The organism is Microbacterium trichothecenolyticum (assembly GCF_030818955.1).
GTDB classification, from domain to species: Bacteria; Actinomycetota; Actinomycetes; order Actinomycetales; family Microbacteriaceae; genus Microbacterium; species Microbacterium trichothecenolyticum_B.
In genome coordinates this window covers 3556059-3570626 of sequence record NZ_JAUTBF010000001.1, presented here as the reverse complement: position 1 = coordinate 3570626, position 14568 = coordinate 3556059, and the positions used below count along the sequence as shown (strand labels likewise).

17 protein-coding genes are annotated in these 14568 nt (G+C 72.3%); 10 read left to right on the top strand and 7 right to left on the bottom strand.

The window, feature by feature from the left end; translation table 11 throughout:
- The first annotated feature begins 165 nt into the window (after positions 1-165).
- The 3 genes from QE412_RS16830 (at position 166) to QE412_RS16820 (ending at position 2663) form a co-directional block, all read left to right on the top strand.
- Positions 166-366 carry a hypothetical protein gene (locus QE412_RS16830; RefSeq protein WP_307486594.1) on the top strand — a complete coding sequence of 67 codons (201 nt, stop codon included), beginning with the start codon at positions 166-168 and terminating at the stop codon, positions 364-366.
- A gap of 171 nt (positions 367-537) precedes the next feature.
- Complete coding sequence (locus QE412_RS16825; protein ID WP_307486593.1) at positions 538-1734, top strand: glycosyltransferase; 1197 nt, start codon at positions 538-540, stop codon at positions 1732-1734.
- Between the two features lie 89 nt (positions 1735-1823).
- Positions 1824-2663, top strand: a complete 840-nt coding sequence (locus tag QE412_RS16820; protein ID WP_307486592.1) for an SDR family oxidoreductase — start codon at positions 1824-1826, stop codon at positions 2661-2663.
- Positions 2664-2772: 109 nt separating this feature from the next.
- Here the strand turns inward: QE412_RS16820 and QE412_RS16815 are convergent, their stop codons facing one another.
- On the bottom strand, positions 2773-3102 hold the full coding sequence (locus QE412_RS16815) for a hypothetical protein (RefSeq protein WP_307486591.1): 330 nt from the start codon (positions 3100-3102) through the stop codon (positions 2773-2775).
- Positions 3103-3288: 186 nt separating this feature from the next.
- Here QE412_RS16815 and QE412_RS16810 point away from each other — a divergent pair, with 186 nt between their 5' ends.
- From QE412_RS16810 to QE412_RS16800, 3 genes are all read left to right on the top strand, one after another.
- A complete protein-coding gene (locus tag QE412_RS16810; protein WP_307486590.1) occupies positions 3289-4383 on the top strand; it encodes a type III polyketide synthase in 1095 nt (364 codons plus the stop codon).
- 68 nt (positions 4384-4451) lie between these two features.
- Positions 4452-5114: a methyltransferase domain-containing protein gene (locus QE412_RS16805; protein ID WP_373426584.1), complete on the top strand. Its 663-nt coding sequence runs from the start codon at positions 4452-4454 to the stop codon at positions 5112-5114.
- Entirely contained in the window at positions 5107-6225 is a 1119-nt protein-coding gene (locus tag QE412_RS16800; RefSeq protein ID WP_307486588.1) for an FAD-dependent oxidoreductase, read from the top strand. The genes QE412_RS16805 and QE412_RS16800 overlap by 8 nt, the downstream gene beginning before the upstream one ends.
- A gap of 57 nt (positions 6226-6282) precedes the next feature.
- Here the strand turns inward: QE412_RS16800 and QE412_RS16795 are convergent, their stop codons facing one another.
- From QE412_RS16795 to QE412_RS16780, 4 genes are all read right to left on the bottom strand, one after another.
- Positions 6283-7110, bottom strand: a complete 828-nt coding sequence (locus QE412_RS16795; RefSeq protein WP_307486587.1) for a UbiA family prenyltransferase — start codon at positions 7108-7110, stop codon at positions 6283-6285.
- A gap of 203 nt (positions 7111-7313) precedes the next feature.
- Positions 7314-7874: a hypothetical protein gene (locus QE412_RS16790; protein WP_307486586.1), complete on the bottom strand. Its 561-nt coding sequence runs from the start codon at positions 7872-7874 to the stop codon at positions 7314-7316.
- 13 nt (positions 7875-7887) lie between these two features.
- On the bottom strand, positions 7888-9036 hold the full coding sequence (locus QE412_RS16785; protein WP_307486585.1) for a zinc-dependent alcohol dehydrogenase: 1149 nt from the start codon (positions 9034-9036) through the stop codon (positions 7888-7890).
- Between the two features lie 42 nt (positions 9037-9078).
- Positions 9079-9855, bottom strand: a complete 777-nt coding sequence (locus QE412_RS16780) for an MBL fold metallo-hydrolase (protein ID WP_307486584.1) — start codon at positions 9853-9855, stop codon at positions 9079-9081.
- Between the two features lie 164 nt (positions 9856-10019).
- Here QE412_RS16780 and QE412_RS16775 point away from each other — a divergent pair, with 164 nt between their 5' ends.
- Positions 10020-10910, top strand: a complete 891-nt coding sequence (locus QE412_RS16775; protein ID WP_307486583.1) for an SDR family NAD(P)-dependent oxidoreductase — start codon at positions 10020-10022, stop codon at positions 10908-10910.
- Positions 10911-11037: 127 nt separating this feature from the next.
- Here QE412_RS16775 and QE412_RS16770 read toward each other — a convergent pair whose 3' ends face one another.
- On the bottom strand, positions 11038-11529 hold the full coding sequence (locus tag QE412_RS16770) for a DUF2231 domain-containing protein (RefSeq protein ID WP_307486582.1): 492 nt from the start codon (positions 11527-11529) through the stop codon (positions 11038-11040).
- Between the two features lie 71 nt (positions 11530-11600).
- On the bottom strand, positions 11601-12482 hold the full coding sequence (locus QE412_RS16765) for a manganese catalase family protein (protein ID WP_307486581.1): 882 nt from the start codon (positions 12480-12482) through the stop codon (positions 11601-11603).
- Between the two features lie 254 nt (positions 12483-12736).
- Here QE412_RS16765 and QE412_RS16760 point away from each other — a divergent pair, with 254 nt between their 5' ends.
- The 3 genes from QE412_RS16760 (at position 12737) to QE412_RS16750 (ending at position 14565) form a co-directional block, all read left to right on the top strand.
- Positions 12737-13192, top strand: coding sequence for an Hsp20/alpha crystallin family protein (locus QE412_RS16760; RefSeq protein ID WP_307486580.1), 456 nt, complete (start codon positions 12737-12739; stop codon positions 13190-13192).
- 117 nt (positions 13193-13309) lie between these two features.
- Positions 13310-14368 carry an iron-containing redox enzyme family protein gene (locus tag QE412_RS16755; RefSeq protein WP_373426583.1) on the top strand — a complete coding sequence of 353 codons (1059 nt, stop codon included), beginning with the start codon at positions 13310-13312 and terminating at the stop codon, positions 14366-14368.
- On the top strand, positions 14365-14565 hold the full coding sequence (locus QE412_RS16750) for a CDGSH iron-sulfur domain-containing protein (RefSeq protein ID WP_307486579.1): 201 nt from the start codon (positions 14365-14367) through the stop codon (positions 14563-14565). Before QE412_RS16755 ends, QE412_RS16750 begins: the two co-directional genes overlap by 4 nt.
- Positions 14566-14568: the final 3 nt, after the last annotated feature.

Here is a 14568-nt window from a genome sequence, read left to right as displayed (position 1 = left end):
ACACCGGGGGACGGAGCACCGGGCTCGCTCCGTCCCCCGGTTCGGCATCTACCTCCCGGTGAACGCGCACGTCGGTCTCTCTGTCAAGGCCGGTCACCGAACGGCGACCGCGGTTGAAGACGGAGCGAGCAGAGCCCCGTCGCAGACGGGAGCGAGGAGGCCACCGTGATCTACGGACAGCAGGGCGCACCGGACAACGGCGAGCGTGCGGGCTCGGTGTGGAGCATCGCGATGTCGACCGCCATGGGCAACGGCATCGTGCCGCGAGCGGCCGAGGAGCAGCCGCCGAAACGGCTCGCGTCGTCGTGGTCCTGGTCGCGCATGCGCAGAACCGGCGAGGCGATGGCGGTCACCCCCCGCACCTGACCCCGCCCCTTCACCCGGCGCGTCGGCTCCTTCCCCCGGGAGTCGGCGCGTCGGCTCGTGTCCGGGCGTTCACGAGATGGTCTTCGCGGTGTAACCCGCCATCCGGGGTCGAGCCCTCAGCATGGGACGACCGTATCCACCGAGCGGTGAAGTCCCCCGGAAGGCCCATCGATGACCCGACCCCTGCGTGTGCTGTCGCTGTACGAAGGCTTCTTCGCCGGTGGAGCGCGCATCCTGCACTCCGATGTCGTCGCGGGCCTCGTCGCCGATGGCGGCCAGGAGCATCGGGTGCTGTCGCTGACCTCCGCCGCCCGCCGCGATGCGTCGCTGCAGTTCGCCCGCGATGACACCCGCTACCGTCGTCTGCGCCGAGCCGGGGTCCGCATCGACGCCTTCGACCGCATCGCCGGAGATCGCCCCGTCGCCCCCGAGGAATTCTCGAGCGCCGAGCTCGATCGGGCCGCGGCCATCGTCGCCGAGGTGGACGTCGTGCTCTCGTTGAAGGAGCAGCCCCTGAGCCTGATCGTCGCGCTCGAGCGCGCCGGACTGCTGCCGTCGCTGCCGGTCGCCGCGTGCCTGCACCGCTCCGACCCCACGCACTCCGGCGCCGCGCTGGGGTGGTTGCGGGATGCCGGGGCCTCGGGCGCGGTGTCGGCGACCATCGCCTGCGCCTCCTCGACGTCCGACGCCTACGAACGCGCCGGCGTGATGACCGATCGGGCGTGGGTGATCGACAACGGCATCGACACCCGGCGGTTCCGCCCCGGCACACGCGCGGAGCGCCGTCGGATTCGCGAGGGTCTCGGCATCCCGGAGACGGCGCCCGTCGTGCTGCTGGCGGCCCGCTTCGATGCGATGAAGGATCCGGGACTCTTCCTCGCCGCCGTCGCACGGCACGCCCGGCGCGCCCCCGGCACCCACTACGTGATGTGCGGCTCGGGGATGAGCACCGGCAACCCCCGCTTCACGGCACTGATGGCCGACAGCGGTGTCGGCGACGACGTCGCCCTGCACGCCCTCGGACTGCGGGAGGACATGCCCCAGCTGTACCGCGCGGCCGACATCGTCGCTCTCACGAGCGCTTTCGGCGAGGCCTCGCCCCTGTGCCTGGTCGAGGGCGCGGCATCCGGGGCCATCCCCGTGACCACCGACGTGGGCGACGCGGCGCGCATCGTGCAGGGCTTCGGGGTGGTCACCCCGCGCGACGACACCGGCATCGCCGACGCGTGGGACCACGCCCTCGCCCACAGACCGACGCTGCGCTCGGCGGCCCTGACCGCGCGAGCGCGTCTGGACCGCCGTCGCATGATCGACGACTACCGCGGCGCCGTCTCGAGCCTGCTGCTTCCGCGCGCGCTCGCCGCCTGAGCTCGGCGAGGTCCGACGGGCTGTCAACCCTCGTGCGCGATCGCGCCCGAGCGGATGGGGTGGACAATCCCACCCCCGAGGAGGCAGAGATGTCACAGCCCGCTCAGCAGCAAGAGGTTCCCGGTTCCGACCGCGTGATGGATCCGAAGCCCGACTACGGCGCCGACAGCTACCGCGGAAGCGGCCGGCTCGAGGGCAAGGTCGCCCTCATCACGGGCGGCGACAGCGGGATCGGCAAGGCCGTCGCGCTCGCCTACGCGCGCGAGGGTGCCGACGTCGCGATCGCGTACCTGAACGAGCACGAGGATGCCGAGGAGGCTCGCCGGTTCGTGGAAGACGCGGGCCGGCGCGCGATCCTGCTGCCCGGCGACATCTCCGACCCCGCGCACTGCCGTGACCTCGTCGCGCAGACGGTCAGGCATCTCGGCCGGCTCGACGTGCTCGTCAGCAACGCGGCGTTCCAGATGAGCCACGACACCCTCGAAGAGATCGAGGACGGCGAGTGGGACTACACGTGGGCGACGAACGTCAGCGCGTACTTCCACCTCGTCAAGGCGGCCCTGCCGCACCTGAAGGAGGGCGCCTCGATCATCGCGTCCAGCTCGGTGAACTCCGACATGCCGTCGCCGCAACTGCTGCCGTACGCCGCGACCAAGGCGGCGATCGCCAACATGACGGCCTCGCTCGCGCAGTTGCTCGCCGATCGCGGCATCCGGGCCAACAGCGTCGCGCCCGGCCCGGTGTGGACGCCCCTCATTCCCGCGACCATGCCCGAGCAGAAAGTCGAGAGTTTCGGCCAGCAGGTGCCGATGGGCCGCCCCGGTCAGCCCGCGGAGCTCGCACCGGTGTACGTGCTGCTCGCCTCCGACGAAGCCAGCTACGTCTCGGGCGCGCGGGTGGCGGTGACCGGCGGCAAGCCCATCCTGTGACGCCGACGGCGGCGCTCCCGCGTCTGAGTGTGCGCAACACCCGGAGGGTTTCGCGCGGCGTCGGGGTGTAGCGGACACGCGATCGGCGTTCCCGGCGGAGGAACGGAGCTCAGGCCGGCGCCCACGCCGCGATCGCGATGATCACCATCACCAGCAGCGCGACAGCGGCCTGCACGCACATCAGCACGGCGAAGATGTAGCCCTGGTACGAGCCGCGGCGACCCGTCAGAGCGTTCACGAGCAGCGCCGCGAAGATCGCGACCTGGAACGCGATGCCGATCCACGCCCACGCGGCGACGATCGGGATCGAGAAGGCGAACAGCACGATCGAGATGAGGGCGAGGAGCCCGGATGCCAGCAGCCAGAGCTTGCGATTGGGGTCCTGCACGGCTTTCTGGTTCGTCACCCGGGTGGGGTCGGCGTGGCGGGGGCCGGTCATGGCGGCATCCTTTCCGTGGGGAGGCGCCACGGTACGGCCGCCCCCGGCGCGGGCCGAGCGGGTTGACAGGAGCGATCCGGCCCGCCCGGAACGTCTCGGCCCGCGGGCGCGCGAGGCACCCTAGACGGCGGCCCGACGCGACGCCATCCCCGCGCCTCGACGTTCCGGGCGTGTCTAGAGTGAGGCATGACCGCGCGCCTCCTCTCGATCGGCACGGCCCTGCCCGAGACGCGCATGGCGCAATCGGCGTTGCGCGACCTGTTCGCCGCGCAGCCGGGCTTCGACCGCAAGAGCCAGCGGCTGGTGGGCGCGGCCTTCGACGCCGCAGCCATCGATACCCGCCATGTCGTCCTGCCGCAGTTGGCCGGTGCGGCGGGAGACGGCCTGGACGTACGCGAGGGTGACACGCTGCTCATGCCGCCCACGGGCGCGCGCAACGACGAGTATCGACGAAGCGCCCCGGCGTTGTTCGCCGAGGCCTCGCGCGCGGCGATCTCCGATGCGGGGCTGACCCCGGATGCCATCACCCACGTCGTGACCGTCTCGTGCACCGGGATGTTCGCCCCCGGCCCCGACTACCGCCTCGTGCGCGACCTCGACCTGCCGACCTCGGCGGAGAGATACCATCTCGGCTTCATCGGCTGCGCGGCGGCGATCCCCGCGCTCCGGCTCGCGGCGCGCATCGTCACCGCCGACCCCGACGCGCGCGTGCTCGTGGCCTGTGCCGAGTTGTGCTCGCTGCACTGGCAGACGTCGTCGCACCCCGATCAGATCGTCGCCGCCTCGGTGTTCGCCGACGGCGCGGCGGCCGCGGTCGTGGCATCCGGCGAGCCCTCGCACGCCGGCTTCGACCTCGAGGGCTTCGCCACCCACATCACCCACGAGGGCGAGAAAGACATGGCCTGGACGGTCGGCGACTCCGGTTTCGAGATGACCCTCACGCCCGAAGTGCCGCGCATCGTCGGGCGTGAGATCGCGGGCATCGCCACCGACGTGATCGGCGACCTCGACGAGATCGACGCGTGGGCCGTCCACCCCGGCGGGCGCAGCATCCTGGACCGCGTCGAGAACGCGCTCGGGCTCGACGCCGACGCTCTCGCTCCCTCACGCGCGGTGCTGCGCGCACACGGCAACATGTCGAGCGCCACGCTGCTGTTCATCCTGCGCGACCTGCTCGCCGACGGCGCACGCCGCGACGGCGACCGTGTCGCGGCCTTGGCGTTCGGCCCCGGCCTCACCGTGGAGGCGGCGCGCCTGACGCTGCGGCGGCCACCGACGTGAACGGCGCACGCGCTCGCCGCGGTGGGTGGGGAGGCCTCGCGCACCGTGACACGGCGCTCACCGAGCTGATGGACGACCCCTCCTGCGACCCGCGGGCACTGGCCGCGACCTACCGCCGGTTCGGCCTGGTGAACCGTCTGGTCTCAGCGTGGGGCCACGTCTACCGCACCCGCATCCGCCCCGAACTGCGGGCTCTCGAGCGGCCCGCCCGGGTACTCGACCTGGGGTGCGGGGGCGGTGACGTCGTCGCGCGTCTGGCCGATCTCGCCGCGCGCGACGGGTTCGACGTCGTCTGGACCGGCGCCGACCCCGACACCCGTGCGATCGCCGCCGCGCGACGGCGCGCACGACCCCACGTGCGATTCGTCGCTCGCGACTCCCGAGACCTCCTGACCGCGGGCGAGCGCTACGACCTCGTCGTGTCGAACCACGTCCTGCACCACCTCGACCCGTCGTCGCTGCGACGGTTCGCCGACGACTCCTTCGCGCTCTCGCGCGGCCCGGTGCTGCACGCAGACATCGCGCGCGGACGCGTGGCGTACGCCCTGTACGCGGCGGGGATCGCACCGCTGTCGGCGGGAACGTTCCTGCGCGTCGACGGTCTGCGCTCGATCCGCCGCAGCTACCGCGCCGACGAGCTCGCCGCGGCGCTGGGCGCGCCGTGGCACGTGGAGCAGCCGGCGCCCTTCCGTCTGCTCGCGGTCGCCGACGGGCGGGCGCCCCGTGCCTGACGTGCTCATCGTGGGCGCGGGGCCGGTCGGGCTCGCCCTCGCCGCCGACCTTCGCGCGCGCGGGCTCGACGTCGGGATCGTCGACAAGCGTCCCGCCGCCGCGTCGGGCACGCGGGCCATCGGCATCCATTCCCCCGCGCTCGCTCTCCTGGAAGGTTCCGGCGCCGCCGACGCCCTGCTCGCGCGCGCCGTGCGCATCGGCCGCGGCGAGGCGCGCGCAGACGGCCGCCTTCTCGCTGCGATCCGGTTCGACCGGCTCCGCGTTCGACATCCGTACGTCGCGGCACTCCCCCAGGCCGACACCGTCGATGTGCTCACCGCCCTCGCCCCGCCCGTCCGCCACGGCGTGGAGGTGACGGCGGTGCACGCCGGCCGCCACGACGTACGCATCGTCGCCCGCGGTCCCGGTGGGCGAGAGGAGATCAGAGCCGCCCTCGTGGTCGTGGCCTCCGGGTGGGCCGGGCGCGAGCTGGTGTACCGCCCTGGGGTCGTCCGCACGCACCACTACCCCGACCGGTACGTCATGGCCGACGTCGAGACTCCCGGAGACGCCGTCGCGCGCGTGCACCTCGAGCGCGAGGGGGTGCTCGAGTCGTTCCCTCTGCCAGGCGGCCGCCGACGTCTCGTCGCCTGGGCCGGTACGACACAGATCACGGATGCCGCCGACACGCTGCGGCGAGCGCTCATCGCACGCATCGGTGTGCACGTCGACACCTCGACCGCCTCGTCGTTCCGCGTACGCCGCGCGGTGGCTCCAGCCCTCCGTCGCGGGCGGATCGTAGTCGTCGGCGACGCGGCGCACGAGGTGAGCCCGATCGGCGGACAGGGCATGAACCTGGGGCTGCTGGACGCGCTGACGCTCGCCCCGCTCCTTCCCGGGTGGCTCCGCTCCGGCGAGACCGACGGGCTCGGCCGCTGGGAAGCCGACCGTCTCGCCTCGGCGCGACACGCGGCCCGGCTCGCTCGGGTGAACACCATGCTCGGTCGAGCAGCCGCCCCCGCAGCGCACATCGCGCGAACGGCCGCGTTGCGCACGGCGCTGCGCGGCCCCGGCGGCGCCCTGTTCACCCGTGCCTACGCGATGCGTTTCGACCGCGGGGCACTCGAGTGAGCGCCCTGCCACGACCGCCCGTGACCGTTTGCCCGAGGAGATCTCGCGGAGGGATGTTCAGGTGACGACGAGCTGCGCGGCGAGCAGCAGCGCCGCCAGCATCGTCAGCTGGAACACCGCCCGTCCGGGCGCGCGTACGACAGTGATGACGACGGCCACCGCAGCGACCACGACGACCGCGCCGAAGAAGAGGGTGCCGGGCAGCGTGGCATCCGTTCCGAACAGCACCGCGAGAGCCCCCGCGATGATCCCGACCGCCGCGAGCACCACCGACGCGCGCGCACCCAAGCGGTGCGGCAGACCACGGACCCCCGTACGCCGGTCATCGTCGAGATCGCGGACGACGTTGGTCAGGTGCACGGCCGCCCCCAGCGCCGCCCCGGCGAGCGACGCCCACGGCGCCGCCGGTGCGGGCGGGGTCAGCGACAGCGTCGCGAACGACGGGAACAGCCCGAAGCTCAGCAGAAACGGTGCGATCGAGAGGGGCGTCGATTTCAGCCCCGCGTTGTACGCCCAAGCCGAGGCGAGAGCGATCGCGTGCGCCGCGAGCAATCCCGGCCCGAGTGGAACCGACAGCGCCAAGGCCAGCACCACGGCTGCGACGGCCACCGCGAGCGCGCGCTCCGGCGTGATCGTTCCCGCGGCGATGGGTTTGTCGGTGCGGCCCACGGTGGCGTCGCGGGCGCCGTCGATCGCGTCGTTGGACAACCCCACCGACACCTGACCGGCGAACACGGCGACCACGAGCAGAGCCAGGCGGGCGGGCTCGACGCCGGCTGCGCCCCCGAGCGCGAGAGCGAGCACGGTGACCACGAGCGTGGGGCCGGGGTGGGTGGCGCCCCACAGGGCACTCCACACGGGCGGCTTCGCCGTGGCATCCGTCATCCGTCGACGCTACCGCGCGCGGCGGCCGGGCGGCCGGGCGGTCGGGCGGTCGGGCGGCGGGGCGGCGGGGCGGTCGGGCGGCGAGCCCGGGCGGCAGAGCGCCGCCGTCCTGCGGAGTCCCGCCCCGACACACCGATCCCGGATGCCACCACCCCGGCATGTCGCCACGAACTCCGCACCACGGCCCCACGCCGCCCCACCCGTCAGCGGCGGCGCAGCAGCCGGCGCGCCACGACGACAACGCCCGCGGCCCCCAATATCCACGGCCCGGCGATGAGGAAGGGATCGATCCACTGGTGTCGCACATCGGCCCGCCCGAGCCGGTCGCCGATGGGCGACCACCGGCGTTCGGCGAGCACACCGGTCTCGGTGATGGGGTTGTCGGGATGCCGCGAGAACAGCGAACGCAGGTGGGCGCCGCCGGCGTCCACCCGGTCGCCCGCGATGAGCAGAAGCCAGTGCGCGGCGCGCGCCTCGCTGAAGCGATCGTAGGCGTAGCGGCGGATGGCGCCCGAGACGCCGTGCAGGGGCTGGGCCGTGCCGAACACGGGAGTGAGCCGCCCGTGCTCGATCGAACGCTCCCGCCCGCCGGGAGGCTCGGGCTGCTCGTCAGGGAAGTCCCAGTGGGCGTTGAGGTCGAGCGACTGCTCCTTGGGGAAGGCCGGCCGGTCGGCCGGGTCGAGGTCGGCGCCCCAACCGGGGATGCGCGCGCGCAATTCCTCGGCGCTCGGGGGCGGTGTGGGCTTGTCGGCGGTGTAGGCCATGGGGGTGCTCCTCTCAGGCGGTCGGGGGAAGGATGACGGCCTTGACGAGCCCGTCGATCTTCGCGGAGACCATGTGGTACCCCTCGGCGATGTGCTCGAGGGGGATGCGGTGCGTGATGAGCTCGCGCGGCGAGATGCGGCCCTCGCGGATGTGCTCGAACAGGCGCGGCCACTGACGGGCGACGGGCGCCTGGTTCGTGTGGATCGTCAGGCCCTTGTTCATCGCATCGCCGAACTTCACGGCGCTGAACAGCGGTCCGTAGGCGCCCATGACCGAAACGGTGCCGCCCTTGCGGACGGAGTCGATCGCCCAATTCAGCGCCACCGGCGACCCCGCCTGCAGCTTGAGCTTCGCGCCGGTGAGGTGCTGCAAGAAGTGGCCGTCGGCCTCGGCGCCGACCGCGTCGATCACGACGTCGGCGCCCAGCCAGTCGGTCTGCCTCTTCAGTTCCACGACGATGTCACGGTGCTCGCGGTAGTCGAGCGTCTCGGCGAAGGCGAAGGAGCGGGCCTTCTCCAGCCGCGCGTCGATCTGATCGACGACGATGACGCGCCCGGCCCCCATGAGCCACGACGAGCGCGCCGCCGCCAGCCCCACGGGCCCCGCCCCGAACACCACGACGGTGTCGCCCTCGACGATGTCGCCGAGCTGCGCGCCGAAGTATCCGGTCGAGAACGCGTCGGTGAGCAGCAGGGCGTCCTCGTCGTCCATCCACTCCGGGATGACGCGCGGCCCGACGTCGGCGAACGGCACGCGCACGAGCTCGGCCTGGCCGCCGTCGTACCCGCCCGCGGTGTGCGAGTAGCCGTAGATGCCGCCCACGGCGGTGGCGTTGGCGTTGACGTTGTGACAGTTGCTCAGCAGGCCCCGCGCACAGAAGAAGCATGTGCCGCACGCGATGTTGAAGGGCACCATGACCCGGTCGCCCACCGAGAGGTTCTGCACAGAGGAGCCGACCTGCTCGATACGACCGATGAACTCGTGGCCGAACGTGTGCCCGATGCGGGTGTCGGGGATCATGCCGTGGTACAGGTGCAGATCGGAGCCGCAGATCGCCGCCCTCTCGACGCGGACGATCGCGTCGTTCGGATGCTCGATGCCCGGGTCGGCCTTGTCCTCGACGCGCACCTTGTACGGTCCGCGGTAGGTCATCGCTCTCATGCGTTCTCTCCTCGTTCGTCGGGGGCTCTGGTCGTGGATGCGTCAGTGGGCCCCGGTCGCGCGGGCCAGGACGACAGCGTTCTCGACCCCGTCGGTCCACGCGTCGCCATGGCCCGGGAGCAGGGTTGCGGCGCGCGTCGTCGCGAGCACCGGGAGCACCGCGAGCGCCGCCGCACTGTCGGCAGTCGCCGCGCGGGCCACGATCTGCGGCATCGCTCGCCCGGTGTACGGGTCGAAGGTGACGAGTGCGTCGCCCGTGAAGAGCACGTCGCGGTCGGGAAGGTGGAAAGCCATGTGGCCGGAGGTGTGCCCCGGCGTCGCGATCGGAACGAGCCCGCCCAGCAGGGGGACACCCGCGACGACGTCGCCCAGGGCTTCGGTCCCGCGCACGGCGAGAGCGCCGGAGCGGGCCATGCGCGCCAGCGCGGGGATGCCGCCGGGGTGCCGCAGCGGATACAGGGCCCGCGAGGCCTCGCGGTCGTAGCGGTAGGGATGCCGCACGAGCGGCCGGTCCGCTTCGTGCACGTGGATCGGGACGTGGTGATCCCGCTGCAGCCGCTCGGCCGTGCCGACGTGGTCGAAGTGCCCGTGCGTCAACACGACCGACACCAGATCGTCGGGCGCGCAACGGTGGGCCGAGAGTGCCGCGATCAGGTACGACCAGCTGCGCGGCAGGCCGGCGTCGATGAGGATCAGGCCGTCGTCGGTGTCGACGAGGTAGCTGTTGGTGGCGGCGCGCGTGATCATGAGCACCCCGTCGGCGACCTCCCGCACGCCGTCGTCGATGCGCCCGAGCCTGCTCGTCCGTGTCCCTGACATGCGGGCCACCCTGGGCGCGTGCGGAAGCGATCACACACGGGGTTGCGGACGCGGCGGCGGGCTGTTATCCGCCTCGCGGAAATCCGCGGGAGACGGGCCGTCAACCCCGTCGGCAAGGTGAACACGGCGACCCTACGGTGTCCCGACATCCTCGAGGGGGGCACATGGGTCAGGTCGTCGTCGTCACCGGAGGCTCACGCGGGATCGGGCGCGCCACCGCGGTACGTTTCGCCCGGCGAGGGGCGCGCATCGCGCTCGTCGCGCGCGACGCGGTCGCCCTCTCGTCCGCGGCCGTTCAGTGCCGCCGCCGGGGCGCAGAGGTGCTCACCCTTTCGATCGATCTCGCCACCCCCGGCGGTCCGGAAAGGGCGACGGATACCGTGATCGCGCGCTTCGGCCGGATCGACGTCTGGGTGGCCTCGGCGTCGGTCTTCGCCTACGGCAGCGTCGAGGACACCCCCGACGCCGTGCGCGACCGCGTGATCGAGACGAACCTCGTCGGCCACATGCGCGCGGCGCGGGCCGTGCTACCCCACTTCCGTGCGCGCGGGGGCGGGACGATCGTGTTCGTCGGCTCGCTGTACTCGCAGGTGGCGGGCCCGTACGTCTCTTCGTACGTCGCGGCCAAGCACGGGCTGCTCGGCTTCGCGCGGTCGCTGCGCCAAGAGATGCGCGGGCATCGTGGCATCCGGATCAAGGTCGTGCTCCCGGCGAGCATCGACACCCCGATCTATCAGCGCGCCGCGAACGTCACCGGCCGGACGCCCTTCCCCCTTCCGCCCGTGGTGTCCGCCGATCGGGTGGCGCGCGCGATCGTGCGGGCCGCGCGGGGCCATCGCGACGAGATCGCCGTCGGGGCCGCGCAGTTCGTCGCGCGGCCCCTGCGGTTCGTCTTCCCGCGCGCGTACGACCGCGGCATCCGTGCCCTCCAGCGGTCCCTGGGCCTGCGCCGCCGCGCGGCTCCCGCGACGACCGGCGCCGTGCTGGCGGCGCAGCACGACCCCGGCGCCGTGAGCGGAGGGTGGGGTCGCGTGCCCCTGCGCCGCCCACGGTGACCGGCGCCCCCTCGCCCCCCCTGTTGAGTGTCCAGGAAACGCCGTGTAACGCGACGGAGTCACGGCGTTTCCTGGACACTCAACGGGGGGGCGGATGCCGTGGCATCCGGCCCCGAAGAGCGACACGTCAGGCCGTCTCGAAGCCCTCACGCTGGGTGTTCTCGTCGGCGACGCGCACGCCCCAGCGGTAGGCGAGCTTGCCGCCGAGCCAACCCGAGACGCTCAGGCCCGCCGATGCCACGACGCTGAGCACAAACGCGACCCCCGGCACACGGCCGAGTTCGAGTACCCGCAACACCAGGCTCGCCGAGAAGAGCAGCATCGCCGTGACGTTCAGGCACAGGTGCGCGAGCGCGGTACGCCGGGCGGGCGTGCCGGGTGGGATGCGCGACAGGTCCAGGAGCCCGAGGACCGACGCACCGGCTGCTCCGCCCAGGCCGATCGCGATGAGCCACCGCGACCCGGTCGCGAACGCCCGCGGATCGTCGGCGGCGAGACCGAGGAGGTCGAACACGAGGCTCGACGACCACGCCCCGATCGGGATCGTCACCGCGACGGGATGGAACGGGTGCCCGTACGGGCCCGCCATCACCGAGCGCGGGACTTTTGCGGCGCGCATCGCGGGGAAACTCGCTCCGCTCCGCGGCGCCGAGACCGTCGACGGCCCCGGCACCGCGGCATCGACCCCGCTCATTCCTTGTGCAGCGCGTCCTGGGCGCGCCCGGCGAGCTTCTCGACGCTGTTGGGCAGCTCGGTCGTGCCGTAGAAGCGGGCGTCGGGGTGCGTGGGCGGGGGCATCGGCACGCCGGCGGGCGGCTCGGGCACGTATGTGAACTCGTCCTTGCCGTCGGGAGTGGGGCCCGACGCCCACGAGCCCTCGCGGGCTTTCGCGCCGTTGGAGAAGTTGATGTACTGGTACGACACGTCGCGGTCCTCCTTCTCGAGCGGGAAGTTGCTCGGCACGGGCAGGTCCTCCAGGCCCTCGGCGCGCAGTTCGGCGGCGGCCGCCATCCACTGGTTCTGGTGCATGGTGTCGCGCGCGAGGAGGAAGGCCAACAGGTCCTTCACGCCGTGATCGTCGGTCTGGTGGTACAGCCGCGCGACCTGCACGCGCCCCTGCATCTCGGCGTTCGCGTTGGCCGTGAAGTCGGCGAGCAGGTTGCCGCTGGCCGTGACGTAGCTGCCCTGCCAGGGGTTGCCCATCGAGTCGACCGGGCGCGCACCGGCTCCGGCGACGATGCCCTGTTGGATGTCGGTGCCGCCGATGACCGCGGCGACGGTGGGGTCGTCCTGCACGGCATCGGTCGTGATGCCGAGGGGTGCCTTCTCGAGCAGCTGGGCGATCATGATCGCGAGCATCTCGACGTGCCCCATCTCCTCCGCCCCGATCCCGAAGACGAGATCGCGGTACTTGCCGGGGATGTGCATGTTCCAGGCCTGGAACTGGTACTGCAGCGCGACGGTGATCTCGCCGTACTGACCGCCGAGCACCTCTTGGAGCTTGCGCGCGTAGACGGCGTCCGGCTTCTCGGGGGTGGCGGTGTGCTGCAGTTCTTGCCGATGGAAGTACATCGTCTCTCCTCCCGCGCCGCTCGGGGGAATGTCGGTCGAGCGACCGGGGCGGCGCGTGCGGGCTACGAAACGGCCCGTTCGGGGGGTTCGGCACGGGGGTTGCGACGCACGTCCGCCGGCGCGACAATCGCGCGCCCGACTCTTGGCACTCGGATACCGAGAGTGCTAATCTGAGGTTAGTTGAGCGAACAAGACTCAACTTCACAAGACCCTCCGGATGCCGAGATCCGGACCGATCGAAAAGGAGAATCGACATGGCCACCTACGACCCCTTCCGCGACCTCGACCGCCTCGCGTCGACCCTTCTCGACGCGCGCCGCGGCGGCGGACCGCGCCGGATGCCGATGGACCTCTACCGCGACGGCGACCACTACGTGCTCGCGGCCGACCTCCCCGGCGTCGACCCCGGCTCGGTCGATATCGACGTCGACGGTCAGCTGCTCACCATCCGCGCCGAACGCACGCTCGGCTCGGGCGAGGGCGTGAAGTGGATCACGCGCGAGCGCGAGACGGCATCCTTCGTCCGTCAGCTCAACCTCGGTCAGGGCATCGACACCGAGCGCATCAGCGCCTCCTACCGCAACGGTGTGCTGAGCGTCACGATCCCCGTCAGCGAGAAGGCGAAGCCCCGCCGCATCGCCGTGTCGACCGACGACAGCGACGGCGTCATCGAGGCGCACGAGAGCACGCCGCAGCTCATCGAGCAGTAAGACGGCGCACCGAGGGGGTCGGCCGGCAGGCCGGCCCCCTCGTCTCGTGCGCGTGGGATGTCAAGGGGCTCGGCGAGCGGACCCGATCCGACGCAGGGTGCGGTGGTGTCCACCACTTTGTCCTCCCCCCTCTCCCCCGCACACCCTGACGACACCGCCGGCGCCACCGTGCCCTTCCGTCCGCGCGGACCGGTCAGCGCCGCCGTCCTGCACCACCTCGTGGACGGCATCGCGACGGCGCACACCGTTCTCGCCGACGCGGCGGTCACGGCATCCGCCGACATCGAACGCGACGACGACCTCCAGCTCGCCCTGTTCGTCCTGTACGCCTCGGCGTACGGCGCGTTTCCTGCGCTGCGGCCCGACCTCGAATGGGACCCCACCCTCATTGCGACCCGCCGGGTGATCGAGACGGCGTTCGAGGCGTCCTTGCGTCGTTCCGTCGCGGTGCCGGAGCTCCCCGCCCCCACCGCGGACGCCGTCGCCCGTGCCCTGTTCGCTCTGACCGGTGCCGAGGGCGGTCCGAGCCTGTCGCGCCATCTCGCCCGCAAGGCGACTCTCGAGCAGGCGCACGAATTCCTCGTGCACCGCACCGTGTACACGTTGCGCGAAGCCGACCCGCACTCCTGGGCGATCCCCCGCCTGACGGGACGCCCCAAAGCCGCGCTGGTCGAGATCCAGTCCGACGAATACGGCGGCGGACGACCCGACCGCGTGCACGCCGCCCTGTTCGCGCGGGCGGTGCGCGGCGCGGGACTCAGTGACACGTACGGCGCGTACGTCGACGACGTGCCCGTGGTCACCCTCGCCTCGCACAACGCCATGTCGATGTTCGGGCTCAACCGCCGTCTCATCGGGGCCATCGTCGGTCACCTCGCGGCGTTCGAGATGACCTCGTCGATCCCCAACCGCCTCTATGCCGAGGGGCTGCGACGACTCGGCTTCGGCGACGACGTGTGCGAGTACTTCGACGAACACGTCGAAGCCGACGCGGTGCACGAACAGATCGCCGCTCGCGATCTGGCCGGCGCGCTCGCCGAGGACCACCCCGACCTGCTCCCCGACATCGTCTTCGGCGCCGCGGTCTGCCTCGAGGTCGACGACCGGGTGGGGCGGCACATGCTCGATGCGTGGGCACGCCGGGTGTCGTCGCTGCGCGGGGAGGACGCGCGATGACCGACGACCGCGTCACGATCACCGCCTACCCCGACGGGCCGCTCCTCGTGCGCGGCGACGTCGACCTGCGCACGAGCGACGGCCGCGAGGTCGCCCGCACGCGTCGCACCGTGGCGCTGTGCCGATGCGGGCTGTCGACGATCAAGCCCTACTGCGACGGCACGCACAAGGCATCCGGTTTCCGCACCGACGACTGAGCG

Coding starts and splice junctions, on each gene's coding strand:
- QE412_RS16805 (WP_373426584.1), top strand. CDS start 4,452: ATGGACGACCCCTCCTGCGACCCGCGGGCACTGGCCGCGACCTACCGC.
- QE412_RS16770 (WP_307486582.1), bottom strand. CDS start 11,529: ATGCGCGCCGCAAAAGTCCCGCGCTCGGTGATGGCGGGCCCGTACGGG.
- QE412_RS16825 (WP_307486593.1), top strand. CDS start 538: ATGACCCGACCCCTGCGTGTGCTGTCGCTGTACGAAGGCTTCTTCGCC.
- QE412_RS16765 (WP_307486581.1), bottom strand. CDS start 12,482: ATGTACTTCCATCGGCAAGAACTGCAGCACACCGCCACCCCCGAGAAG.
- QE412_RS16790 (WP_307486586.1), bottom strand. CDS start 7,874: ATGGCCTACACCGCCGACAAGCCCACACCGCCCCCGAGCGCCGAGGAA.
- QE412_RS16775 (WP_307486583.1), top strand. CDS start 10,020: ATGGGTCAGGTCGTCGTCGTCACCGGAGGCTCACGCGGGATCGGGCGC.
- QE412_RS16820 (WP_307486592.1), top strand. CDS start 1,824: ATGTCACAGCCCGCTCAGCAGCAAGAGGTTCCCGGTTCCGACCGCGTG.
- QE412_RS16810 (WP_307486590.1), top strand. CDS start 3,289: ATGACCGCGCGCCTCCTCTCGATCGGCACGGCCCTGCCCGAGACGCGC.
- QE412_RS16815 (WP_307486591.1), bottom strand. CDS start 3,102: ATGACCGGCCCCCGCCACGCCGACCCCACCCGGGTGACGAACCAGAAA.
- QE412_RS16760 (WP_307486580.1), top strand. CDS start 12,737: ATGGCCACCTACGACCCCTTCCGCGACCTCGACCGCCTCGCGTCGACC.
- QE412_RS16785 (WP_307486585.1), bottom strand. CDS start 9,036: ATGAGAGCGATGACCTACCGCGGACCGTACAAGGTGCGCGTCGAGGAC.
- QE412_RS16795 (WP_307486587.1), bottom strand. CDS start 7,110: ATGACGGATGCCACGGCGAAGCCGCCCGTGTGGAGTGCCCTGTGGGGC.
- QE412_RS16750 (WP_307486579.1), top strand. CDS start 14,365: ATGACCGACGACCGCGTCACGATCACCGCCTACCCCGACGGGCCGCTC.
- QE412_RS16780 (WP_307486584.1), bottom strand. CDS start 9,855: ATGTCAGGGACACGGACGAGCAGGCTCGGGCGCATCGACGACGGCGTG.